This window comes from Paenibacillus ginsengihumi DSM 21568, from assembly GCF_000380965.1.
Classification (GTDB): domain Bacteria; phylum Bacillota; class Bacilli; order Paenibacillales; family NBRC-103111; genus Paenibacillus_G; species Paenibacillus_G ginsengihumi.
In genome coordinates, this window is sequence record NZ_KB905548.1 from 93,160 (window position 1) to 116,103 (window position 22,944).

Below are 22,944 nucleotides of genomic sequence, written 5' to 3' on the forward strand. Positions count from 1 at the left end.
TAGAATATTTTCGAGAAAGATTCCTGCGACGACGATTCTTTTTCGTCATTAGTCGACATCTTCGGCCCGCTGAAAATAGCCGGCGGATCGCCGTAAAATTTTGCCCAACACTACAGTTTAGGATGTGACGGACGATGGCAGGCGAGCTGCACAATGAAGTCAAGCAATGGTACATGGAGTATAAGATCTACAAAAACCGTCCGGGGCTGCTCGGCGATATCGCTTCCTTGATGGGGATGCTGGATATCAACATCGTGACGATCAACGGCGTCGAGGACCGGACGCGCGGCATGCTGCTGCAAACGAACGACGAGGAAAAAATCGAGCTCATGGGTAAAATGTTGAAAAAAGTGGATAATATAACTGTATCCGCTTTGCGCCCGCCCAAGCTCGTCGATATATTGGCAGTTCGCCACGGACGTTACATTGAGCGGGATTCGGACGACCGCAAGACGTTTCGTTTTACGAGAGACGAACTGGGATTGCTGGTCGATTTTCTGGGAGAGCTGTTCAAGCGCGAGGGCAATCAAGTCATCGGCATCAGAGGCATGCCCCGCGTCGGCAAAACGGAATCGATCATCGCCGGCAGCGTCTGCGCCAACAAGCGATGGACCTTCGTCTCCTCGACGCTGCTCAGGCAGACGGTTCGCAGCCAGCTGTCCGAAGACGAAATGAACCCGAACAACGTCTTTATTATCGACGGCATCGTCTCTACGCTGCGCTCCAACGAGAAGCATTACGCGCTGCTGCGCGAGACGATGGCCATGCCGTCGACGAAGGTGATCGAGCATCCGGATATTTTCGTGCGGGAATCCGAATATACATACGATCATTTCAACTGCATCGTCGAGCTGCGCAATACGCCGGACGAAGAAATCAGCTACGAAAGCTTCACTGGAGGCTTCGATGAGTATTGACCTGCCGGCATTCGCAGTTCAAAGCGATAACTACAGGAGAAAGGGGTGCCGTTCGTGTCCGATCTTGGTCAAGTGTTGAAAAAAGCCAGATTGGAGAAGAAAATCAGCCTCGACGATCTACAGGAGACGACCAAAATACGCAAGGCGTATTTGGAGGCGATTGAGGAGGGGAATTACAAGAAGCTCCCCGGTACCTTCTATGTGCGGGCGTTCATCAAGAGCTACGCCGAGGCGATCGGTCTTGATCCGAACGAGGTGCTTAAGCTGTACCAGAACGTGATCCCCGCTTCGGAACCGGAGCCGGTCGAGCCGATCCGTTCGACGCGGACTTCCCGCAATTCGGAACGGATCGGAAGATGGGCTTCCACGGCCCTGGTGATTACGTTCGTCGTGCTGATTGTCGGGATCATATACTATTACGTAAATAAAAATTACAGCGGCACGGCCGATGTGAATGCTTCCGAGCCGCCGCGCATTACCGACAAGGCCGATCCTGCCCCTTCCGACCCGAATGCGGCCGGCGGCGCGATTGCCGAAGGGGGCGAACCTCCGCAGACGGTGCAGGAGCCGCCGCCTGCCGCTCCGGTCACAGAGGTGAAGCTTGTTCGCAGCGAACGCGGAACGGACTATTACACGGTGACGAACGCCAGCGAGCTGCAGATCAAGATGACCGTAACCGGCGATGCGTGCTGGATTCGCGTTGACTCGCTGGGGGAGAAGAAGGAAGCGATCGCCGAGGGAATGTTCTATAACGGCAATACCGAAGAGTGGAAGCTGTCCAATTCCGCCTATTTGACCTTCGGGCGGGCGAATGCGGTCGAGCTGAACGTGAACGGCACCATCGTTCCCGTCGGCACCGACCCGAATGTGAAAAAACTGCAATTCGATCTTGGAACCGCCGGATAATGGATTGACTGAGCGCTCGGACTCCCGGAATATTTTGTATCCCGGGAGTCTTTTTTGTTAAAATGATGTAGACGCCTATGGCAAGCGATCCCTTTTGTTCATCGGTCGTCGCCTGCGAGGGGTGAAATGTTGGATTGGCGACTGCCGCCAAACAGGACTACAAGAAAAGGACGTGATCACGTGAGCTCGGAACATTCTTTCGATATCGTATCGAAGCTGGATTTGCAGGAAATGAACAATGCGATCAATCAGGCCGAGAAGGAGATTGCCACCCGCTTCGACTTCAAAGGGAGCAAGAGCAGCATCTCTCTGGAAAAAGAAGAGCTGGTCGTCGTCTCGGACGATGAGTTCAAGCTGCAGAACGTGCTCGATATTTTGACGGGCAAGATGGCCAAGCGCGGCCTGCCGCTGAAAAACCTGGAGTACGGGAAAGTGGAGCCGGCCGCTTCCGGCACCGTTCGCCAGCGGATTAAGCTCAAGCAAGGGCTTGATCAGGATATCGCCAAAAAAATCAACGTGCTGATCCGCGATTCGAAGCTGAAAGTGAAAAGCCAGATTCAGGGCGATCAAATCCGCGTAGCCGGCAAGAGCAAGGACGACCTGCAGCAGGTCATTCAAATGCTGCGCAAGGCCGATCTCCCGATCGATCTTCAGTTCGTCAATCTGAAGTGATATATTCGCGAATCGACGGTCGGCCGGTTTTGACACGTTTTGCAGGGTTATATTATACTTGTAACGAATTCTTTGCTTGCTATATTCGGGCACGGAAGAGAAACGTTACTGCATTCGAATTTGGAGGACTCCCATGACAGAGAAGGTAAAGATGGTCACCCTGGGGTGTGAAAAAAATTTGGTCGACTCCGAGATCATGTCTGGTCTCGTTCACGAGCGCGGATATACGCTGACTGACAACGACAAAGAAGCGACGGTCATTATCGTCAATACTTGCGGCTTCATCGATGCGGCCAAGGAAGAATCGGTCAATACGATTCTTGATTTGGCCGATCTGAAGCAGACCGGCAGCCTGAAGGCGTTAATCGTCGCGGGCTGTTTGACGCAGCGCTACAAGGAAGTGCTGATGAAGGAGATGCCGGAGATCGACGGAATCGTCGGCACGGGCGATTTTGACAAAATCAACGATATTATCGACGAGGCGCTGAAGGGCAAGCGTCCGATCCTCGTCGGCAATCCGGTCTTCAATTATGAGGCGAAGCTGCCCCGGCGCGTGACGACGCCGCGGTATACAGCCTATGTCAAAATCGCTGAAGGCTGCGACAACGCCTGTACGTTCTGCAGCATCCCGATCATGAGGGGCAAGTTCCGCAGCCGGAGCGTCGAATCGATCCTGCACGAGGTGGAGCAGCTCGCAGGTCAGGGCGTCAAGGAGATCAGCCTGATCGCTCAGGATTCGACCAACTACGGCACAGATTTGTACGACCGCTTCATGCTGCCCGAGCTGCTGAACAAGGTCAGCGAAGTGCCGGGCATTGAATGGGTGCGGCTGCATTATGCGTATCCGGGCTTTTTCACGGACGAGCTGATCGACGTCATCGCGAACAACCCGAAGGTGTGCAAATATGTCGATATGCCGCTGCAGCACAGCGAAGACAGCATCCTGAAGCGGATGAGGCGTCCGGGCCGACAGCGCGACGCGCGCGAGCTGATCGCCAAAATTCGCGAGCGCATTCCCGGCGTATCGCTGCGCACCTCGATCATTGTCGGATTTCCGGGGGAGACCGAGGAAGATTTCGAGAACCTGAAGCGCTTTATTCAGGAAGTGGAGTTCGATCGGCTCGGCGTGTTTACGTATTCGATGGAAGAGGGTACGCCGGCTTCGCGCCTGCCGAACCAGGTGCCCGACGACGTCAAGGAATACCGCGCGAACGTTCTGATGGAGCTGCAGCGCGAAATTGCCAAGCGGAAGAACGGCAGCCGAGTCGGCGAGGTGATCGACGTGCTGATCGAGCGCTACGACGGCCGCAACGACGTCTATATCGGCCGCTCCCAGTTCGACGCTCCGGAGATTGACGGCGAGGTGTTCGTGACCGGCTCGAAGCTGACCATCGGACAGGTGGCCCGGGTGCGCGTCACCCATTCGTTCGAATACGATCTCTCCGGGGAGGTCGTGGCATGAATCTGGCCAACCGCATCACTTTGGCCCGGATTTTTCTGGTGCCGATCATCATGCTGTTTTTGCTCGTTAACGTGAAGTTTCCCCATGTTCGGATCGAGCAGTTCAGCATTACCTACAATCAGATCATCGCCGTGCTGATCTTCATCGTGGCGGCCAGCACGGACAGCCTGGACGGATACATCGCCCGCAAGCGCAAGCTGGTAACCAATCTGGGCAAGCTGCTCGATCCGCTCGCGGACAAGCTGCTGGTGTCGGCCGTCCTCGTCTCCCTTGTGGAGATGGGCAAGATCGACGCCTGGATCGTCATCGTCATCATCAGCCGCGAATTTGCGGTTACCGGCCTGCGGCAAATCGCGCTGCTCGAGGGGCATGTAATGGCTGCCAGCAAGTGGGGCAAATGGAAGACAGCATCGCAGATTACGGCCATCATCGCTCTGATGGTCAACAATTTCCCCTTCGTGCTGGTCGGCATCCCGTTCGACTTGTTCGCCAGCTGGGTAGCTGCCATTATTACGGTTTATTCCGGCTTTGATTACTTCATCAAAAACAAGCACGTAATGAACCTCGAACCGGGGAAAATGTAACCGGACAATAGCCGATCCGGCCATAATATGGCCGGTCTTATTTTGCTTGAACGGCTGTACATGGACGCCTATGACGAGCGATTCGTTTCGTCATCGGCGGTCACCTTCGGTGTTGAAATTTTGGTCGGTGGATTCCCCCAAATTTTCAAGGAGAGACGCTTATGACGAGCGAACCATTTCGTCATCGGCCGTTAAAGGAGCAGACAGACCTGGCAATTCGCCAGGTTTTGTTGTATCGCAAAGGAGGCGCTTTGGCAATGAAAGCGGAAATTATCGCCATCGGCACGGAGCTGCTGATGGGCCAAATCGTGAACACGAACGCGCAGTATTTGGCGCAAGGCTTGGCCGAGCTCGGCGTCGGCGTGTATTATCAGACGGTGGTGGGGGACAATCCCGCGCGGATGAAGGAAGCGCTGCAGCTCGCTTCGCAGCGGGTCGATCTCATCATCTGCACCGGCGGACTCGGTCCGACGCAGGACGACTTGACGAAAGACGTGCTGGCCGAATTTATCGGACAGAAGCTGATTATTCACCAGCCGTCCCTGGACAACATCGAGGAGCTGTTTCGCAAGCGGGGCATGGTCATGGTGGAAAGCAACGCCCGCCAGGCGACGCTGCCCGAGCACGGCGATCCGCTTCCGAACGATACCGGGCTTGCGGTCGGCACGGGGGTCACGCACGCCGGCAAGCACTACATTTTGCTGCCCGGGCCGCCCAAAGAGATGAAGCCGATGTTCGACCGCTACGCCCGCCCGTGGATCGAAGCCCGAATGGACAGCGTCCAGCCGCTGTTCTCGGTTATGCTCAAGTTTGCCGGAATCGGCGAATCGCTGCTGGAGCATGAGCTGCTCGATCTGATCCGGGCGCAGACGGATCCGACGATCGCTCCTTACGCCAAGGAGGGCGAGGTGGCGATTCGGCTGACGACCCGCGCGGCGTCGGCGGATGAGGCCGCGTCCAGATTAGGGCCGCTGGAGGCGGAAATTCGCCGCCGGCTCGGCCAGCACATCTATGCGAGCGAGGATATTGCGCTCGAGGAGCAGATCGTGCGCATGCTGACGGCGTCCGGCCGCACGGTCGCCGCCGCGGAGAGCTGCACGGGCGGGCTGTTCAGCGATCTGATGACGTCGGTGCCCGGCAGCTCGGCGGCGTTCCGCGGCAGCGTCGTCTGCTACACCAACGAAGCGAAGCGGAAGCTGCTGGGCATCCCCGGGGAGCTGCTGGAGGGCGAGGGAGCTCCGGGGGCGATCAGCGAAGAGACGGCGGCTCTGCTCGCGGAGCGGGTGCTGGCCGGAACGGAAGCGGATTACGGCGTTGCTATTACCGGCGTAGCCGGCCCGGCCGAATCCGAGGGCAAGCCGGTCGGCCTGGTCTATGTCAGCGTGCTGCGCAAGGGCGGGGCGCCGCAGACCGATCGGCTGCAGCTGAGCGGCAACCGGGAGACGATCAAGCTGCGCGCCGCCAAAAACGCCATGTACCGCTTATGGAAGCTGCTACTGGAAGACGAGGCATGATCTTATCTATCAAATTTCAGTTGCCATTCGGTAGAAAATAGAATATAATAAAGGCAACGGAAGCACCGTAACAAATTGACGAACAATTGTTACGGTTTTATTTTTGACATATATGCGAATGTATGTTCGAGAATTTCATATGCTGAATACGGAAAGGATCGTGAGTACGTTGACAGATCGTCGCGCAGCACTGGAGAACGCCCTTCGCCAGATCGAGAAGCAATTCGGGAAGGGTTCGATTATGAAGTTGGGCGAGTCCGCTCATATGCAGGTGGAGACTGTATCGAGCGGTTCGCTCGCCCTGGATTTGGCGCTTGGCATCGGCGGCTTTCCGCGCGGACGCATTATCGAGATTTACGGGCCGGAATCGTCCGGTAAGACGACGGTCGCGCTGCATGCTATTGCCGAGGTTCAGAAGATCGGCGGTACGGCGGCGTTCATCGATGCCGAGCACGCGCTGGACCCGCTGTATGCCAGCAAGCTCGGCATCAACATCGACGAGCTGCTGCTGTCGCAGCCGGATACGGGCGAGCAGGCGCTGGAGATCGCCGAGGCGCTCGTGCGCAGCGGCGCGGTCGATATCATCGTCATCGACTCGGTCGCCGCGCTCGTGCCGAAGGCGGAGATCGAGGGCGAGATGGGCGATTCGCACGTCGGCCTGCAGGCTCGTCTCATGTCGCAAGCGCTGCGCAAGCTGTCGGGGGCGATCAACAAGTCGAAGACGATCGCCATCTTCATCAACCAGCTCCGCGAGAAGGTCGGCGTCATGTTCGGCAACCCGGAGACGACGCCAGGCGGCCGGGCGCTCAAGTTCTATTCCTCTGTGCGGCTTGACGTTCGCCGCGTGGAGACGATCAAGCAAGGCAACGATATGATCGGTAACCGCACCCGCATCAAGGTCGTCAAGAACAAGGTCGCTCCGCCGTTCAAGCAGGCAGACATCGATATCATGTACGGCGAGGGCATTTCCAAGGAAGGCAGCATCATCGATATCGGCACCGAGATGGACGTCATCCAGAAGAGCGGAGCCTGGTATTCGTTCAATAACGACAGGCTCGGTCAAGGGCGCGAGAACGCGAAGCAGTTCCTGAAGGAGAATCCTCAGCTGGCGGACCTGATCGAGAAGAAGATCCGGGAGAACAGCAACCTGATCGTTTCCGTTCCGCCCGATGTGCAGGAGGACGAGGAAGAAGAAGAGGATTTGGCGCTGTTCGGAGAATAGATCGGCGGCTCAAGGCACCTTCTCCATCACGGGGAAGGCGCCTTTTTTTAACGCTGCAGATAGTTTAACTTCGCTAAAGGATTCAAACGAAGTGCGACTTTCTGTAGCAAGAAAAACTTCCGCTGAACCGCAGCCCGTTCATCCTCGAATGGACGTCGATAGATGTTTTCTTTCGATATCAAGAGAGACGCTATGACGTGTGAATCCTATCGTCATCGGTCGTCACCTGCGGTGCCAGAAAATTCGCCGATGAGCTTCGTCGAATTTTCAAGATAGACGCCTATGACGGGCGCTTCCTTACGTCATCGGTCGTTACCTGCGGTGTTGAAATTTTGTCGGCGTATATCGCCAAATTTTCAAGATAGACCCCCATGCGGCTTGCGCGGCACCATCAGAAGATGAAAATGGGCCGCGGGACCGGGGCTATTTTCAAGATACAGGCAGACTACGGTTTAGGAACGGAGGAACGCTTATGGAAGAGGGGCCCCAACTTGCGGACGGGACGATCACGATGGTGGAGAAGGCGCCGCGGGAGCCGCGGCGTTACCGCATTTACATTGACGGCCGGTTCGCCTTTTCCGTTCATGAGGATGTGATGATCCGGTACCGGCTGCTGAAGGGCGAATTCGTCCAAGCGGCGTCGCTGCAGGAGGCGCTTCGCGCCGACGAGCTGCACAAGGCGTACCTGCATGCCGTGAAGCTGCTCGGCAGCCGGCTCCGTTCCGAGCAGGAGCTGAGGCAACGCCTGCTGGAGAAAGGATACGCCGCCGAGCTGGCCGATTCCGTCCTCGAGCGGCTGAAGCAGGAACGGTACGTGGACGACCGGCAGTTCGCCGAGCAGTTGACCCGGCAGCGGCTGCGCTCGCAGAAGAAAGGCCGCCATTGGATCAAGCAGGAGCTTAAGGCGAAGGGCATCAGCCCGGAGAGGATCGCCGCGGCGCTCGAAACGGTGGACGAGGAGAGCGAGTATCGGATGGCTCTGGAATTGGCCCGCAAGCGCTATAGGCCGTCCGCCGACCGGGAGGAGGCGCTCAAGGCGAGGCGCAAGCTGGCCGCGCTGCTGCAAAGACGCGGCTATCCGAGCGGCGTCGTCTCCCGGGTGCTGCGCAGCTTGCCGGACGCGGAGGGGGCGGGGGAACCGGAAATCGAAGAGTTCGGCGAATAAGACGAATTAAGAAGAGCGTTCCGGGCGCGGACGGCCGCCGCATGCAAGGCCCGTGGCAGGGAGCAGTATCCTGCGCGAAGCACCTTGACAAGCTTCTTCGGCAAAAGATAAAATAAACGTTGTATAATTTTTATACACAGGAATCTGCCTGAAAGCCGTCATCAGGGGATTCGCATGGCCAAGAACCATCTTTTCTCATTTGCGCTTGCATTACACGGATTAAAAAACTGAATACCCAAGCTTGCCCCTTGGAGAAACAACGAGGAGGTGAACAGGATGGCAGACAACCCCATCGTTTGGATTCTGATCGTCTTCGTTGTTGGTGTTCTATGCTTGTGGATCGGTTATTTTATCCGCAAATCTCTTGCAGAAGCGAAAATCTCCAGTGCGGAGCAAGCCGCCGAGCAGATTTTGGACAACGCTCGCAAAGAGGCCGACGCACTGAAGAAGGAAGCGGTCTTGGAAGCGAAGGATGAGATTCATAAGCTCCGGACCGAAGCTGAAAAAGACATTCGTGACCGTCGGAACGAAATTCAACGACAAGAGAGACGATTGTTGCAAAAAGAGGAATCGCTGGATAAAAAATTAGATTCTCTGGAGAAAAAAGAAGAGCAGGTCGCCAACAAAGAGAAGCGAATCGAAGAAACCCAGGCACAGATCGATCAGATCTACAGGGATCAAGTCACTGAGCTGGAGCGGATCTCCGGACTCACGATGGAGGAAGCGAAGAATATCATCCTCACGAACGTTGAGCAGGAAGTACGTCACGAAACGGCGCAGTTGATCAAGGAAATCGAGCAGCAGGCAAAAGAAGAAGGCGACAAGAGAGCTAGAGAGATTATTACGCTGGCAATCCAGCGCTGTGCGGCGGATCACGTCGCGGAGACGACAGTCTCCGTCGTGTCATTGCCGAACGAGGAGATGAAAGGTCGCATTATTGGGCGTGAAGGCCGCAATATCCGGGCGTTGGAGACGCTGACCGGAATCGATCTGATTATCGACGATACGCCGGAAGCGGTGATTTTGTCCGGCTTCGATCCGATTCGCCGGGAGATTGCCCGCACCGCGCTCGAGAAGCTTGTCGCGGACGGTCGCATTCATCCTGCGCGCATCGAAGAGATGGTGGAGAAATCGCGCAAGGAAGTGGACGAGCGCATTCGCGAATACGGCGAGCAGGCGACGTTCGAGACGGGCGTGCACGGACTCCATCCGGATTTGATCAAAATTTTGGGACGGCTCAAGTTCAGAACAAGTTACGGCCAGAATGTTCTGAAGCATTCCATGGAGGTCGCTTACTTGGCCGGATTGATGGCGGGAGAGCTCGGAGAAGACATTACACTCGCGAAGCGGGCCGGGCTGCTGCACGATATCGGCAAGGCGCTCGACCACGAGGTCGAAGGCTCTCACGTCGAGATCGGCGTCGAGATCGCCAAGAAATACAAGGAGCATCCTGTCGTTATCAACAGCATCGCATCGCATCACGGTGATTGCGAAGCGACCTCTGTCATTGCCATGCTGGTCGGCGCGGCTGACGCGCTGTCTGCGGCAAGGCCGGGAGCGCGCCGCGAGACGCTCGAGACGTACATCAAGCGCCTCGAGAAGCTGGAGGATATCTCCGAGTCGTTCGACGGCGTGGAGAAGTCGTATGCGATCCAGGCGGGACGGGAAGTGCGCGTCATGGTTCAGCCCGAGAAGGTGGACGATGCCGAAGCATTCCGGCTTGCCCGCGAAATCACGAAGAAGATTGAGAATGAGCTCGATTATCCGGGCCATATCAAGGTGACCGTCATTCGTGAGACGCGCGCGATCGAATATGCCAAATAACTGCATATACTACAGGAAAAGTGGCTGAGAAGCCACTTTTCTTCTTGAGCAATAAAGCGCTAAAATGGAACGAGAACTGTGGCGGGGGGCGTTGATCATTCGAATTTTATTTGTTGGCGATATTGTAGGCGCAGTCGGGCGCAAAGCGTTGAAAACGTGTCTGCCTCGTTTGAGGGATAAGTATAACCCCGGCTTCATCATCGTGAACGGGGAGAATGCGGCAGGCGGCCGCGGGATTAATGCCTCTATCGTGAAAGAATTTTACGAGTGGGGCGTTCACGGCATTACGATGGGCAATCATACATGGGACCAAAAGGAGATTTTTGATTTTATCGATAAAGAGGAGCGGCTCGTCAGGCCAGCCAACTTTCCGCCGGGGACGCCGGGTCGCGGATTGGCGTATATAAAGGGAAAAGAAGGGGAGCTGGCGATCGTCAACCTGCAGGGCCGGACGTTTCTGCCGCCGATCGACTGCCCCTTCCGCAAGGCGGACGAAATCGTCGAGCAGGTGCGCAAGCGGACGCGGTATGTGCTGGTCGATTTCCATGCCGAGGCGACCTCGGAGAAGCTGGCGATGGGCTGGCATCTCGACGGCAAAGTATCGGCTGTCGTCGGGACGCATACGCATGTGCAGACGAACGACGAGCGGGTGCTGCCGCAGGGCACCGCATATGTGACGGATGTCGGGATGACCGGTCCGAGAGACGGCATTCTCGGCATGGAGCGCACCTCTGTCATGCAAAAGTTCAAGACGTCCTTGCCGGTCCGCTTCGTCGTCGATGAAGGCAAGTGGCATTTTCATGCCGTCGTCATCGATCTGAATCCGGCAACAGGCTTGGCCCAGTCGATCAAGCTGATCAGGATGGATGAGGAGCAGCTCATATTCGAGTAATCCTATACAATTGACAGACAATTCAAAATATTGGAATAATTGCTTCTTTGCAGAGCAGGAATGATCGGTTCACCCCGCGAATATGATGAATACTGGAAGCTATCATCATTCCCGAGGAGGTACTTTGCATGGAAGTATTGAAAGTATCAGCGAAATCAAACCCCAACTCCGTAGCCGGCGCATTGGCGGGGGTACTGCGCGAGCGCGGCGCAGCCGAGCTCCAGGCAATCGGAGCGGGCGCTCTTAATCAAGCGATTAAAGCGGTAGCGATCGCACGCGGGTTTGTAGCTCCCAGCGGTGTGGATCTGATTTGTATCCCGGCATTTACCGATATTGTTATTGACGGGGAGGACCGGACGGCCATCAAGCTGATCGTCGAGCCAAGATAACCCGGATATAATGCGATGCCCAGGCCAAAACACCTGTTTACCTTTGTAGACAGGTTTTTTTTGGCGCTTTTTCTTTTCAGGGACAACGAGGAGGGATTGACATGCGGCCGTGCTATCCGGTCATTGATGGACATTGTGACGTGCTGTATAAAATGTACGAGCGAAGCGAGATCGATTTTTTCGATCTGCATACGGCTGAGCTGGACGCCTCTTACGCCAGGCTGCGCGAAGGGGGAGTCAAGCTGCAATTTTTTGCGATTTTTTTGCCCGAACGTATAAGGAGCCCCCGTTTCGACCATTACTTGGAATATGCTGCTTTATTTCATGAGCGCATCGCCAGCGATCCGCGGATGCTGTGCGTCAAAACCCGCGCCGATCTCGAAGCTGTCTGGTCGGGCAGCCGGGTGGGGGCACTGCTTACGCTGGAAGGGGCGGACGCTTTGCAGGACAACCCCGTCTATCTTCGAACGCTGCGCGAGCTGGGCGTGCGCATGATCGGCGTCACCTGGAATTACGGCAATTGGGCGGCGGACGGCGTGCTCGAGCCCAGACAAGGAGGATTTACGCGGCGGGGAAAAAAACTGATCCAGGATTGCAACGCGATGGGCATCCTATTGGATGCGTCGCATTTGTCGACTAGGGCGTTCTGGGATTTGGCGGAGACGAGCGACAGGCCGTTCGCGGCGACGCACTCCAATGCCGCGGCGATTTGCGGCCATCCGCGCAATCTCGACGACGAACAGCTGCGCGAGCTGATTCGCCGGGACGGGAGAATCGGCGTGACTTTCGTCCCATGGTTCGTGCAGGACGGAGGAAATGCGGACATCGACGGCATCTTAAGACATGTGGAGCATATTTGCGCGCTGGGAGGAGAGCGGCAGCTCGTCTTCGGCTCGGATTTTGACGGCATTGACCGGTGGGTGGCCGGGATGGAGCATGCGGGCTGTTATGCGCAGCTTGCCGACGCGCTGAGCAAGCGTTATGACGATGAGCTGGTGCGGAGAATGCTTGCCGGCAATTGGTATGAGTATTTGTACCGATATTTGCCTTTAACCTAATCTTAACATCTGAAAAAAATATATAAAGCGTTCGGACTAATCTCAAAATGATATGGGTTTGATCGAAAATAGCTATCTTTCGATTTTGTCGAAACCCCTTGCAATTTTTACACCGAAGTCATAAACTTTGGTTTAAAGGTGAACGAAATTTGAACATTCGTGCGCCTTAAGTAGTATATTTGCCGCATTTCGAGGATTGCAACCGTGATTGACAATCAAAAGGAGTGGACTTACGGTGATTAGCCAACTATCGTTAAAGATCGGGGGACAACAGGGAGAAGGGGTCGAGAGTACCGACAAAATATTCTCTACCGCTTTGAACCGGTTGGGTTACTATCTTTACGGGTACCGTCATTTTTCTTCGAGAATCAAGGGTGGTCACACGAATAACAAAATTCGCATCAGCGTGAAGCCGATTCGCTCGATTTCGGACGATCTGGATATTCTCGTCGCGTTCGACCAGGAATCGATCGACCTCAACGCTCACGAGCTTCGTGACGGCGGGGTTGTCGTAGCGGATGCGAAGTTCAGCCCGACGCTGCCGGAAGGCGTCAGCAATGTACGGCTGTTCCCGGTGCCGATTACGGCGATTGCGGAAGAGCTGGGAACGTCCCTGTTTAAAAATATGGCCGCTTCCGGCGCTGCCTGGGCACTGCTTGGATTGCCGCTTGAAGTATTCAATAAAGCCGTAGAAGAGGAATTCGGACGCAAAGGTCCTGCGGTTGTCGAGAAGAACGTGGAGGCGGTTCGCCGTGCCGCGGAATTTGTGCTGGAATTGAACGGCGGTCCGCTGCCGGAATTCAAGCTGGCGCCTGCCGACGGCAAGCAGAAGCTGTTCATGATCGGCAACGACGCGATCGGTCTTGGCGCGGTTGCGGCAGGCTGTCGCTTCATGCCGGCGTATCCGATTACTCCGGCATCGGAAATTATGGAATATCTGATTAAAGTGCTTCCGAAATTCGGCGGTACGGTCATTCAGACCGAGGACGAAATCGCTGCATGTACGATGGCCATCGGGGCCAACTACGGCGGCGTGCGCGCGCTGACTGCATCCGCTGGCCCTGGCCTGTCCCTGATGATGGAAGCGATCGGACTGGCCGGCATGACCGAAACGCCAGTCGTCATCGTAGACACCCAGCGCGGCGGTCCGTCCACCGGCTTGCCGACGAAGCAGGAGCAATCGGACCTGTACGCGATGATCTACGGCACGCATGGCGAAATTCCGAAGATTGTTCTGTCCCCTTCGACGATTGAGGAATGCTTCTATGATACGATTGAAGCGTTCAATCTGGCTGAGAAATACCAATGTCCTGTTATTTTGCTTACCGACCTGCAGCTGTCGCTCGGCAAGCAGTCCTGCGAAATGCTCGATTATCATAAAATCAAGATCGATCGCGGCGCGCTGGTTCAAGGCGAGCTTCCCGCGCTCGAGCCCAACAAGCTGTTCAAGCGTTACGAGTTCACGGCTGACGGCATCTCGCCGCGGTCGCTCCCGGGCCAAAAGAACGGTATCCATCACGTTACGGGCGTAGAACACGATCAGGAAGGGCGTCCTTCCGAATCGCCGGAAAACCGCCGCAAAATGATGGATAAGCGTCTCGGCAAGCTGAAGCATGTGAAAGTAACGAATCCGATCCTGGTCGATGCGCCGCATGAGGAGCCGGATCTGCTGATTATCGGCATGGGCTCCACCGGCGGTACGATTGACGAAGCCCGCAGCCGCCTGGCAGAGCAAGGCATCAAGTCGAACCACGTCACGGTTCGCCTGATTCACCCGTTCCCGGCAGAAGAGCTGAAGCCTTATGCGGAAAAGGCCAAAACGATCGTCGTCGTGGAAAACAACGCTACGGCGCAGCTGGCTAATCTGATCAAGCTGAACGTAGGGCACGGAGACAAAATCAAGAGCATGCTGAAATATAACGGCAATCCGTTTATGCCGGCCGAAATCACTAAATTTTGTCAGGAGTTGAACCTTGTATGGCAACGCTAAAAGATTTTCGCAACAACGTTAAGCCGAACTGGTGCCCGGGCTGTGGTGATTTCTCGGTGCAGGCCGCGATTCAAAGAGCAGCCGCGAACGTCGGCTTGGAGCCGGAGCAGCTGGCTGTTGTTTCGGGGATCGGATGCTCCGGACGTATCTCCGGATACATTAACGCCTACGGGCTCCACGGCGTGCACGGCCGCGCATTGCCGATCGCGCAGGGGCTGAAGATGGCCAACCGCGATCTGACGGTCATCGCGGCCGGCGGCGACGGCGACGGATTCGCGATCGGCATGGGCCACACGGTTCACGCGATTCGCCGCAACATCAACATTACTTATATCGTAATGGACAACCAGATCTACGGCTTGACCAAAGGACAAACGTCGCCGCGGAGCGCGGAAGGCTTCAAGACGAAGTCGACGCCGAGCGGCTCGATCGAGAGCGCATTGTCGCCGCTTGAAGTTGCCTTGGCCGCAGGCGCGACGTTCGTCGGCCAATCGTTCTCCAGCAACCTGAAGCAGCTGACGTCGCTGATCGAAGAAGGCCTGAAGCATGAGGGCTTCTCGTTCATCAACGTATTCAGCCCTTGCGTGACGTTCAACAAAGTGAACACGTACGAATGGTTCAAGGAGCATGTCGTTGATCTGGCAGATTCGCCGGATTACGATCCGTCCAACCGGATCATGGCCATGACCAAAATCATGGAAACAAACAGCATGCTGACCGGTTTGATCTATCAGGACAAGAGCAAGCCCAGCTATGAGAATATGGTCGCCGGCTTTAAGAAAGAGCCGCTGGTTCATCAAGATCTGAAGCTGAGCGAAGAAGACTTCAACAAGCTGGTCGCCGAATTCAAATAAATAGGTAGCAGCTAATGATCCGATGCGAGGCATCGGATCATTTTTTGTTGTTACAGAAAGTTTAACTTCGCTAAAGGATTAAAGCCTTTTTCATATGAAAGAAATATTGGAAGCAAGTATGCAATATCAAAATGTTGTCAAAGATGGTCGAAGGGAATGTCGCCATTATTTGCTATAATAGAGAACGAATAAGCAAAGGAGCGTGTAAACGATGAAGCGCGTGCCAGTAGGCGTATCAGCTAGACATATTCATCTATCGAAAGAGCATATCGATCAGCTGTTCGGTCCCGGATATGAGCTTCGGGTAATGAAGGAATTATCCCAGCCGGGGCAATTCGCCGCGGAGGAGACCGTTGCCGTGGTCGGGCCGAAGGGCCGCTTCGATAAGGTTCGTATCCTCGGTCCGGCTCGCGGGAGATCGCAGCTCGAAGTATCCCGCACGGATGCGTTCCAGCTCGGGCTTCAGCCGCCTGTGCGCGAATCCGGCAATATTGACGGGACGCCGGGAATCAAGGTGATCGGGCCAGCCGGGGAGGTCGAACTGCCGGAAGGCGTCATCGTCGCGGCGAGACATATTCATTTTCATACCGATGATGCGGCCAAATGGGGGATTACCGACAAGCAGAAGCTGTCTGTCCGGGTCGAAGGGGAACGGTCGGTGATATTCGAGAACGTCATCGCCCGCGTCTCGGATCAGTTTGCGCTCGATATGCACATCGATACAGACGAGGCGAACGCAGCCGGGGTAAAGACCGGCGATTGGGCGACCATTTTGCCGTGAATCGAAGCCGGATCGTTCCAAGGCAGACAATTCTTTTGAAACGTCAGCGCGAAGCATGATATAATAGACTGCATGATGTTTTGTGGACCATCAGCTAAAGCGCTGAAGTTTCAGGAGGAAAGCCATGAAGAGCAAATCTGAAAAAGATTATTCGATATATTTCCAGCCTCCTTCCCTTTCCGATGCGAAGAAACGGGGGAAGGAAGAGATTCAGGTTCATTACGATTTTGAAATCCCCGACGAGCTGAAGGAGATCGGCAAGGACCAGTATTACTTGATCCAGACGTACGGCTGCCAGATGAACGAGCACGATACGGAGACGATCATGGGCATGCTGGAGCAGATGGGATACCGCCCGACGCAGGATCGCAAGCAGGCCGATATCATTCTGCTTAACACATGCGCCGTGCGCGAGAACGCGGAGGACAAAGTGTTTGGCGAGCTCGGCCACTTGAAGCATCTCAAGCTGGAGAAGCCTTCGCTGCTGCTCGGCGTATGCGGCTGTATGTCGCAGGAGGAATCCGTCGTCAACCGGATTCTTCAGAAGCACCCGTTCGTCGATCTGATCTTCGGCACGCACAACATTCACCGCCTGCCGCACCTGATCAAGGAAGCCATGTTCAGCAAGGAGATGGTGATCGAGGTCTGGTCCAAGGAAGGCGACATCATCGAGAACATGCCGAAGAAGCGCGAAGGCATCAAGGCATGGGTCAATATAATGTACGGCTGCGACAAGTTTTGCACGTACTGTATTGTGCCGTATACCCGCGGCAAGGAGCGGAGCCGCCGGCCGCAGGACGTCATCGCCGAGGTGCGCGAGCTGGCGCGGCAAGGCTTCAAGGAGATCATGCTGCTTGGCCAGAACGTCAACGCCTACGGCAAAGATTTCGAGGATATCGATTACCGGTTCGGCGATTTGATGGACGATATCCGCAAGATCGATCTGCCGCGGGTACGCTTTACGACGTCGCATCCGCGCGATTTCGACGATCATCTGATCGAGGTGCTGGCCCGCAAAGGCAACCTGATGGAGCATATTCATCTGCCGGTGCAGTCAGGCAATAATGAAATTTTGAAGCGCATGAGCCGCAAATATACGCGCGAGCATTACTTGGAGCTTGTCCGCAAAATTAAAGCGGCGATTCCGGATGTCGTATTGACGACCGATATTATCGTCGGTTTCCCGGGAGAGACGGAGGAGCAGTTCGAGGATACACTGTCGCTGGTGAAGGAAGTTCGTTACGACAGCGCGTTTACGTTCATCTATTCCCCGAGAGAAGGAACGCCTGCCGCAGGCATGGAGGACAACGTGCCTTACGAGGTGAAGCGGGACCGGCTGATCCGGCTGAACGAAGTGTTGAATGCGATCAGCAAGGAGAGCAACGAGCGGCTGAAGGGCCAGATTGTGGAAGTGCTGGTCGACGGAGAGAGCAAGAACAACGCCGCCGTCCTGGCCGGACGGACGCGCACGAACAAGCTCGTCCATTTCGAAGGCCCGAAGGAGCTGATCGGGCAATTCGTTCAGGTGAAAATTACGGAAACGCCGACCTTCTATCTCAAAGGCGATTGGGTGCGCGAAGCCGTCGCCAACTAACCGGTTCATCGGAGGACGGTTGGCAGGCGCTCGCCTTTAAAGGCGCGTTGTCCGTGTCAGCGCGCGATTCGCGATTCGATACGCGGATGAGAGAAGGATTCATAGAAACTGGAAGGGGCAATATGCGATGACCACCGTTAAACGCACCAGCTGCGGTATGGAGCAGTATACGAACACGGAAATGATCGTTCGCCAAGATATTTTGGCCAAGGCGAAGGAATTGGCCGATCTGCTGGCAACCTCCAGCGAGGTGCAGTTTTTCCAGCAGGCGGAGCGGCAAATTGCCGGTAACGATCATGTCCAGACGCTGATCAGCCAGATCAAGAAGAAGCAGAAGGAGATCGTCGCTTTCGAGAAATTCGAGAACCGGGCCATGGTGGAGAAGATCGAGAAGGAGATCGACGCGCTGCAGGACGAGCTGGACAGCGTACCAATCGTCAGCCAGTTCAAGCAATCCCAGGAAGATATCAATTACTTGCTGCAGCTCGTCATGAGCGTGATCCGCGATTCGTTGTCGGAGAAGATCAACGTCGAATCCGGCTCCGTCGCCCGTACGTCCTGCAGCGAGTAAGCGGAGATATGGCATACGGCAACAGAATGCACTCGGAAGGAACGCACAGTCCCCAGTTAGGGGCGGCGTTCCTTTTTTGCGTGGGTCAAAGCCAGAAAAAGCAAGCCCGGCCACACCGTTTTCGGATGCGTCCGGGCTTTGCTGCGTTCCGGCAGAGGGCTTTAAGACTTCTTGGCCACGTCATGGTCGACGTAGCGCTCGCCGTTCAGCTCGCTAATAATGTTGATGGCGACTTTGGCGCCGTCTCCCGCGGTGATGATCGTATGTAAGCTGACGCCAGCGGCGGCTCCGGCGGCCCATACGTTGGCCACGTTCGTTCGTCCGTCCGGGCCTGCGTCAATGACGGTTTTGACCCGCGGCTCCGTGCCCGGCTTGAGCTGAACGCCCAACTGCTCGGCCAGGTCAGTCAAGAGACCGGTAGCCAGAATGACGTGCTTCGCTTCGACCGTATGCCCGTCCTCGGTGACAAGCTTGACGCCTTCCGAGGTCGGCTCTCCGCCCGTCACTTTGCCCCGAATGTATTCTGCGCCGAATTTGGCCGCCTGCTTCTTGCCGAGCTCGAACAGCTCGTCGCCGCCGATCTCCTCTACGCCGTAATGGTTTTCCACCCAGGCTCGTTTCGTAATGCTGGCATCGTTATCGATGACAACCGTTTTTTTGCCTGCTTTGGCCGCGAACAGGGCAGCGCTCGAACCGGCCGGACCGGCTCCGACAATGGCGATATCGTACATGGTTCAACAACTCCTTTTCAGGTATTTATATACATAGTAAATAATAATGTTTGTAAAGTCAATGGCGAATTAATTCGGTATAATTTGCAGTCACGGCTACCACAATAACATTGTTGCCTGACAGTTCAAATCCATTGAGAGGAGGGGAACGGCATGGCGAGAATTGCCGTAGAGAACAGTCTGCAAAGCGTCAAGGAGGCGCTGCAGCAAAGCGGCCACGATGTCGTATCCATGGAAGGCGGAGGTCTGGAAGGCTGCGATTGCTGCGTCATCTCCGGACAGGACAAGAATGTAATGGGAATGGCCGAAACGGCGACGCAGGCGTCTGTCATCAATGCGCAGGGCATGACTGCCGAGGAAGTGCTGCAGCAGGTGAACCAGCGCCTCCAATGATATACGAACCGCCTGCTGACGAGATGACTCGGGCTGCTCTCCAACCCGAGCCGCTAAATCCCCGTTCCGCCTGGAACGGGGATTGTTTTTTGGCGCATGCCCCGTTGGGCGCGGCTTTGAAGCGATCGGCAGGGAGGGGCCGTCACGCCGCAGCCTGCCGCCTGCGGCTGCGACAAGGGCTTGTCCCGTCCCTGACGGCCCCGGCAAACAAGCAGCGTACCGAAGGCGACGGCCTGTGGCGAAGGATTCGTTCGTCGCGGCTTCCCATGCCTTGGCGGGAGGGAGCGAGATAAGGGCAGCCCCGTCCCCGACGGTCCCGGCAAACAAGCAGCGTACCGAAGGCGACGGCCTGTGGCAAAGGATTCGTCGCGGCTTCCTATGCCTTGGCGGGAGGGAGCGGCTTTGCTCCGATTTTGCTTTCGGGAGTATAATGGGGACGAATAGACTGTTTTGAAAATGGGCTGTTGATGCGCAGCAATTTTCAATACTGAAGTGACGACGGATGAGAAGGATTGGCTCTTCTTGGTCGTCGGGGTGGAGAGGAGCGGAAGTCATGCACGCGGTTACCGCGGAGGAAATGAGAGAAATCGATCGATATGTCATTGAACAGCTCGGCATTCCCGCGCTCGTGCTGATGGAAAATGCCGGGCGGGCGGTGGCGGAGGAGGTCATGCGTCTCTCCGGCGGGGTCAAAGGCCGCTGGCTCATTGCAGTCGGCAAAGGCAATAACGGCGCAGACGGCATTGTAGCGGCCCGGCATCTGAAGGATGCGGGCTACGACGTGCATCTGCTCTATGCTGCGAGTCGAGCTACGCTGCGGGGAGAAGCCGCCGTTCAGCGCGATATCGCAGAGCGGTGCGGCTTGCCTTCGGCGGATTTCGACGCTTCCCGGTCGATCGATTGGAGCGGGTACAGCGGCATCGTCGACGCGCTGCTAGGAACAGGCAGCCGGGGGGCGCCGCGGGATGCTTATGCGGAGCTGATTCGGCAAGCTAACGGCAGCGGTCTGCCGATCGTCGCGGTCGATATCCCGAGTGGACTTGATGCGGATACCGGCGCGGTGAGCGATCCCTGCATCCGGGCGATTGTCACGGTGGCGCTTGCCTTCACGAAGCGGGGGCTGGAGCAGCACCCCGGCGCGGAGTACGCCGGCCGCACCGTGGTCCGGTACATCGGGATTCCTCCGGCGCTGGCGGACTCGTTCGGGGTGAACGTATTCACGACTTCAGAACAGATCGTGCAGGAGAAGCTGGATCTTCCCGGATGGCTGCAGCGAAAGGAGAATACGCACAAAGGAACGTACGGGCATCTTGTCCTTGCCGCAGGCAGCCGGAATATGAGCGGCGCCGGACTGCTGTGCGCCAAAGCGGCGCTTCGCTCCGGCGCCGGGCTGGCGACATGGGCGATGCCGGACGTGCTCGTGCCAATCGCGGCGGGGCGCGTGCCGGAAGTGATGCTGGCGGGGCTTGCCCCAGACGGAGAAGCGGCGCATCCCGCGGGCGGCTGGGAGGGCATCCCGGCGGAAGCGCTGGCCGCGGTCTGCCGCGGCAAGTCGGCGCTCGTCGTCGGGCCCGGCATGGGCCGCTTCCGCGGCGACAGCCGCTGGCTGCGGGAGCTGTGGGAGCGGACGGATTGTCCGCTCGTGGCCGATGCGGATGCGCTCAATATGATCGCCGACGCGCCCGACTTCGCCGCATGGAAGCGGCGCAGCGGCGCGGCGGCGGTGCTGACGCCGCATCCGGGTGAGATGGCGCGCCTGACCGGCCTCCCCGTGCACGAGGTGCAGCGGGACCGCATCGGCCTTGCGCGCCGCTATGCCATCCAGCACGGCGTAACGCTCGTGCTGAAAGGCTCGCGCACCGTGTGCGCCGCCCCGGACGGCGTCGTGTTCGTGAACACGACGGGCCATCCGGGGATGGCGACCGCCGGTGCGGGCGATGTGCTGGCAGGCCTGATCGGCGGCCTGCTCGCACAAGGGCTTGACGCCGGGCGCGCGGCCGCCCTCGGCGTCTATTTGCACGGCGCGGCGGGGGAACGTGCCGCGGCCAAGCGCAGCAGTCCGGCGGCGCTGATCGCCGGCGACATCGTGGAAGAGCTGTGACGCGCGCAGGCCGGCGCGGGCGACTGCGGTCCAGCGCTAAAAAGCCGCCTCCCTCAGCACCTGAGCGGGCAAGAGGGAAGCGGCAACTGGCAGGCCTGAAGCAACTGCTGGCAGGCCTGAAGCGGCTGGCCCCCGGCAGCCGCGCCGGGCGCGCAGGCTATAGCCGGGAGCAGGCTATATCAAGCTACAGCTTGATTTGAATCCGGATCAGACCGGCCTGCTTGAGCGCCTGATAGAAGATGACGATGACCGGCCCCAGGAATAAGCCGGCCACGCCGACCAGCTTGAAGCCGACGTACAGGCTGACCAGCGCGGCGAGAGCGCTGATGCCGACGGCATCGCCCAATATTTTGGGCTCGACAATGCGCCGGAAGACCGTGATCAGGACGAAGAGCAGCGTCAGCCCGATGGCGGTATGGATGTCGCCGACGATCAGATTGTAGATAGCCCATGGCACCAGGACGGAGCCGGTCCCGAGAACGGGCAGCAGATCGACGATCATGATCAGCAGAGCGACGGCCAGCGGGTAAGGAGTTCCCAATAGCAGCAGTCCCAGCAAGGTGATCAGATAAGTCAGCAGGCTGATCAGAAACTGGGCCCGGATGAAGCCGATAATCGCCTTCTTCAGATGGACCAGCACGCTTTCAACCTTGGCGACCGATTCCTTGGCGAACAGGCCGAGACTGGCCCGCTTCAGCTGGTCGAGTCCGAAGCTGAACATATAGAGCGCCACGATAAAGACGATAACGAACACGAACAGATTCGGAATCGTCCGGGCTACGTCCAGGAACAGGCCGGAAACGGCGGCAATCAGGCTCTTCAGCGCGTCCGTCAGCGAATCGACGGAAACGGTCAAGCCTTGTTGGATATAGCCGGCCCACTCTTTAGGAAACATCTGGAACATATCTTCCCGGCCGGTCAGCGCGCTTTGGATATATAGATCTACATCGTTCAGCAGCAGCGGAATTTTGTTCCAAAACTCCTGCAATTCAAAATACGCTTTCAGCCCGATAAAATAAAAAGCGGCGAGAAGGCTAATCACACATGCGGTGCAGGCGGCGACGGAGGCGGCCATCCGGTTCAGCCTTAGCGTCTTCATCAGCCAGAGCACGGCGGGTTCAAGCAGAATCGCAATAATGAGAGCGAGCAAAAACGGAAACCCGACTGTGAACATGGCATACAAGAGAACAGTTCCGACAAGCAGCAGTGCAATCGTTTTCAGCGGCACGCGATCGTCTCCCCAGGCTCCAGGCTTCGTTAAACTCCATATTTTTCATTATAGTGCCGGATAACGGGAGTTTCAACGAATCGGGCCAGTCGGCCG

At 56.8% G+C, this 22,944-nt stretch carries 21 protein-coding genes; 19 read left to right on the forward strand and 2 right to left on the reverse strand.

All coding sequences use genetic code 11. The annotated features are described in order from the left end of the window. The first annotated feature begins 134 nt into the window (after positions 1-134). From F591_RS0100455 to F591_RS0100540, 17 genes are all read left to right on the forward strand, one after another. Positions 135-917, forward strand: a complete 783-nt coding sequence (locus tag F591_RS0100455) for a DUF3388 domain-containing protein (RefSeq protein ID WP_019532604.1) — start codon at positions 135-137, stop codon at positions 915-917. A gap of 54 nt (positions 918-971) precedes the next feature. Then, the gene (locus tag F591_RS0100460; RefSeq protein ID WP_026326274.1) at positions 972-1,823 is read left to right on the forward strand and encodes a helix-turn-helix domain-containing protein; all 852 of its coding nucleotides are present in this window, start codon (positions 972-974) and stop codon (positions 1,821-1,823) included. A gap of 180 nt (positions 1,824-2,003) precedes the next feature. Further along, entirely contained in the window at positions 2,004-2,495 is a 492-nt protein-coding gene (locus F591_RS0100465) for a YajQ family cyclic di-GMP-binding protein (RefSeq protein WP_019532606.1), read from the forward strand. Between the two features lie 133 nt (positions 2,496-2,628). Then, on the forward strand, positions 2,629-3,957 hold the full coding sequence (gene rimO / locus F591_RS0100470) for a 30S ribosomal protein S12 methylthiotransferase RimO (RefSeq protein ID WP_026326275.1): 1,329 nt from the start codon (positions 2,629-2,631) through the stop codon (positions 3,955-3,957). Next, positions 3,954-4,541: a CDP-diacylglycerol--glycerol-3-phosphate 3-phosphatidyltransferase gene (pgsA, locus tag F591_RS0100475; protein WP_019532608.1), complete on the forward strand. Its 588-nt coding sequence runs from the start codon at positions 3,954-3,956 to the stop codon at positions 4,539-4,541. Before rimO ends, pgsA begins: the two co-directional genes overlap by 4 nt. 257 nt (positions 4,542-4,798) lie before the next feature. Next, positions 4,799-6,055 (forward strand): competence/damage-inducible protein A, encoded by a 1,257-nt coding sequence (locus F591_RS0100485; RefSeq protein ID WP_026326276.1) that lies wholly within the window; start codon positions 4,799-4,801, stop codon positions 6,053-6,055. A 169-nt stretch (positions 6,056-6,224) separates the two neighbouring features. Next, positions 6,225-7,277 (forward strand): recombinase RecA, encoded by a 1,053-nt coding sequence (gene recA / locus F591_RS0100490; protein ID WP_019532611.1) that lies wholly within the window; start codon positions 6,225-6,227, stop codon positions 7,275-7,277. Positions 7,278-7,749: 472 nt separating this feature from the next. Further along, on the forward strand, positions 7,750-8,442 hold the full coding sequence (locus tag F591_RS0100495) for a RecX family transcriptional regulator (RefSeq protein WP_019532612.1): 693 nt from the start codon (positions 7,750-7,752) through the stop codon (positions 8,440-8,442). 276 nt (positions 8,443-8,718) lie between these two features. Further along, positions 8,719-10,266 (forward strand): ribonuclease Y, encoded by a 1,548-nt coding sequence (gene rny / locus F591_RS0100500; RefSeq protein ID WP_019532613.1) that lies wholly within the window; start codon positions 8,719-8,721, stop codon positions 10,264-10,266. A 97-nt stretch (positions 10,267-10,363) separates the two neighbouring features. Continuing rightward, the gene (locus F591_RS0100505; RefSeq protein ID WP_026326277.1) at positions 10,364-11,158 is read left to right on the forward strand and encodes a TIGR00282 family metallophosphoesterase; all 795 of its coding nucleotides are present in this window, start codon (positions 10,364-10,366) and stop codon (positions 11,156-11,158) included. 128 nt (positions 11,159-11,286) lie between these two features. Then, positions 11,287-11,547: a stage V sporulation protein S gene (locus F591_RS0100510; RefSeq protein ID WP_006286829.1), complete on the forward strand. Its 261-nt coding sequence runs from the start codon at positions 11,287-11,289 to the stop codon at positions 11,545-11,547. A gap of 101 nt (positions 11,548-11,648) precedes the next feature. Next, positions 11,649-12,605 carry a dipeptidase gene (locus tag F591_RS0100515; protein WP_019532615.1) on the forward strand — a complete coding sequence of 319 codons (957 nt, stop codon included), beginning with the start codon at positions 11,649-11,651 and terminating at the stop codon, positions 12,603-12,605. A gap of 235 nt (positions 12,606-12,840) precedes the next feature. Continuing rightward, the gene (locus F591_RS0100520) at positions 12,841-14,595 is read left to right on the forward strand and encodes a 2-oxoacid:acceptor oxidoreductase subunit alpha (RefSeq protein ID WP_026326278.1); all 1,755 of its coding nucleotides are present in this window, start codon (positions 12,841-12,843) and stop codon (positions 14,593-14,595) included. After that, positions 14,583-15,449 carry a 2-oxoacid:ferredoxin oxidoreductase subunit beta gene (locus tag F591_RS0100525; RefSeq protein WP_019532617.1) on the forward strand — a complete coding sequence of 289 codons (867 nt, stop codon included), beginning with the start codon at positions 14,583-14,585 and terminating at the stop codon, positions 15,447-15,449. The genes F591_RS0100520 and F591_RS0100525 overlap by 13 nt, the downstream gene beginning before the upstream one ends. 211 nt (positions 15,450-15,660) lie before the next feature. Further along, a complete protein-coding gene (pduL, locus tag F591_RS0100530; protein ID WP_019532618.1) occupies positions 15,661-16,230 on the forward strand; it encodes a phosphate propanoyltransferase in 570 nt (189 codons plus the stop codon). 124 nt (positions 16,231-16,354) lie between these two features. Continuing rightward, on the forward strand, positions 16,355-17,824 hold the full coding sequence (gene miaB / locus F591_RS0100535; protein ID WP_019532619.1) for a tRNA (N6-isopentenyl adenosine(37)-C2)-methylthiotransferase MiaB: 1,470 nt from the start codon (positions 16,355-16,357) through the stop codon (positions 17,822-17,824). Between the two features lie 127 nt (positions 17,825-17,951). Then, positions 17,952-18,395: a YlbF/YmcA family competence regulator gene (locus F591_RS0100540; protein WP_019532620.1), complete on the forward strand. Its 444-nt coding sequence runs from the start codon at positions 17,952-17,954 to the stop codon at positions 18,393-18,395. Positions 18,396-18,556: 161 nt separating this feature from the next. Here the strand turns inward: F591_RS0100540 and F591_RS0100545 are convergent, their stop codons facing one another. After that, a complete protein-coding gene (locus F591_RS0100545) occupies positions 18,557-19,126 on the reverse strand; it encodes an NAD(P)/FAD-dependent oxidoreductase (RefSeq protein ID WP_019532621.1) in 570 nt (189 codons plus the stop codon). Positions 19,127-19,279: 153 nt separating this feature from the next. On the opposite strand from F591_RS0100545, the gene F591_RS0100550 reads away from it, so the two are divergent. Together F591_RS0100550 and F591_RS0100555 are read left to right on the forward strand one after the other, a co-directional pair. Then, entirely contained in the window at positions 19,280-19,519 is a 240-nt protein-coding gene (locus tag F591_RS0100550; RefSeq protein ID WP_019532622.1) for a YkuS family protein, read from the forward strand. 553 nt (positions 19,520-20,072) lie between these two features. Further along, positions 20,073-21,620, forward strand: coding sequence for a bifunctional ADP-dependent NAD(P)H-hydrate dehydratase/NAD(P)H-hydrate epimerase (locus F591_RS0100555; RefSeq protein ID WP_019532624.1), 1,548 nt, complete (start codon positions 20,073-20,075; stop codon positions 21,618-21,620). A 184-nt stretch (positions 21,621-21,804) separates the two neighbouring features. Here F591_RS0100555 and ytvI read toward each other — a convergent pair whose 3' ends face one another. Then, the gene (ytvI, locus tag F591_RS0100560) at positions 21,805-22,848 is read right to left on the reverse strand and encodes a sporulation integral membrane protein YtvI (protein WP_019532625.1); all 1,044 of its coding nucleotides are present in this window, start codon (positions 22,846-22,848) and stop codon (positions 21,805-21,807) included. Between the last annotated feature and the right edge of the window lie 96 nt (positions 22,849-22,944).

Excerpts from the sequence above, each read along its gene's own strand:
- F591_RS0100455 (WP_019532604.1), top strand. The coding sequence starts at position 135 with ATGGCAGGCGAGCTGCACAATGAAGTCAAGCAATGGTACATGGAGTAT.
- rimO (WP_026326275.1), top strand. The coding sequence starts at position 2,629 with ATGACAGAGAAGGTAAAGATGGTCACCCTGGGGTGTGAAAAAAATTTG.
- pgsA (WP_019532608.1), top strand. The coding sequence starts at position 3,954 with ATGAATCTGGCCAACCGCATCACTTTGGCCCGGATTTTTCTGGTGCCG.
- F591_RS0100485 (WP_026326276.1), top strand. The coding sequence starts at position 4,799 with ATGAAAGCGGAAATTATCGCCATCGGCACGGAGCTGCTGATGGGCCAA.
- F591_RS0100495 (WP_019532612.1), top strand. The coding sequence starts at position 7,750 with ATGGAAGAGGGGCCCCAACTTGCGGACGGGACGATCACGATGGTGGAG.
- rny (WP_019532613.1), top strand. The coding sequence starts at position 8,719 with ATGGCAGACAACCCCATCGTTTGGATTCTGATCGTCTTCGTTGTTGGT.
- F591_RS0100510 (WP_006286829.1), top strand. The coding sequence starts at position 11,287 with ATGGAAGTATTGAAAGTATCAGCGAAATCAAACCCCAACTCCGTAGCC.
- F591_RS0100515 (WP_019532615.1), top strand. The coding sequence starts at position 11,649 with ATGCGGCCGTGCTATCCGGTCATTGATGGACATTGTGACGTGCTGTAT.
- F591_RS0100525 (WP_019532617.1), top strand. The coding sequence starts at position 14,583 with ATGGCAACGCTAAAAGATTTTCGCAACAACGTTAAGCCGAACTGGTGC.
- pduL (WP_019532618.1), top strand. The coding sequence starts at position 15,661 with ATGAAGCGCGTGCCAGTAGGCGTATCAGCTAGACATATTCATCTATCG.
- miaB (WP_019532619.1), top strand. The coding sequence starts at position 16,355 with ATGAAGAGCAAATCTGAAAAAGATTATTCGATATATTTCCAGCCTCCT.
- F591_RS0100540 (WP_019532620.1), top strand. The coding sequence starts at position 17,952 with ATGACCACCGTTAAACGCACCAGCTGCGGTATGGAGCAGTATACGAAC.
- F591_RS0100545 (WP_019532621.1), bottom strand. The coding sequence starts at position 19,126 with ATGTACGATATCGCCATTGTCGGAGCCGGTCCGGCCGGTTCGAGCGCT.
- F591_RS0100550 (WP_019532622.1), top strand. The coding sequence starts at position 19,280 with ATGGCGAGAATTGCCGTAGAGAACAGTCTGCAAAGCGTCAAGGAGGCG.
- F591_RS0100555 (WP_019532624.1), top strand. The coding sequence starts at position 20,073 with ATGCACGCGGTTACCGCGGAGGAAATGAGAGAAATCGATCGATATGTC.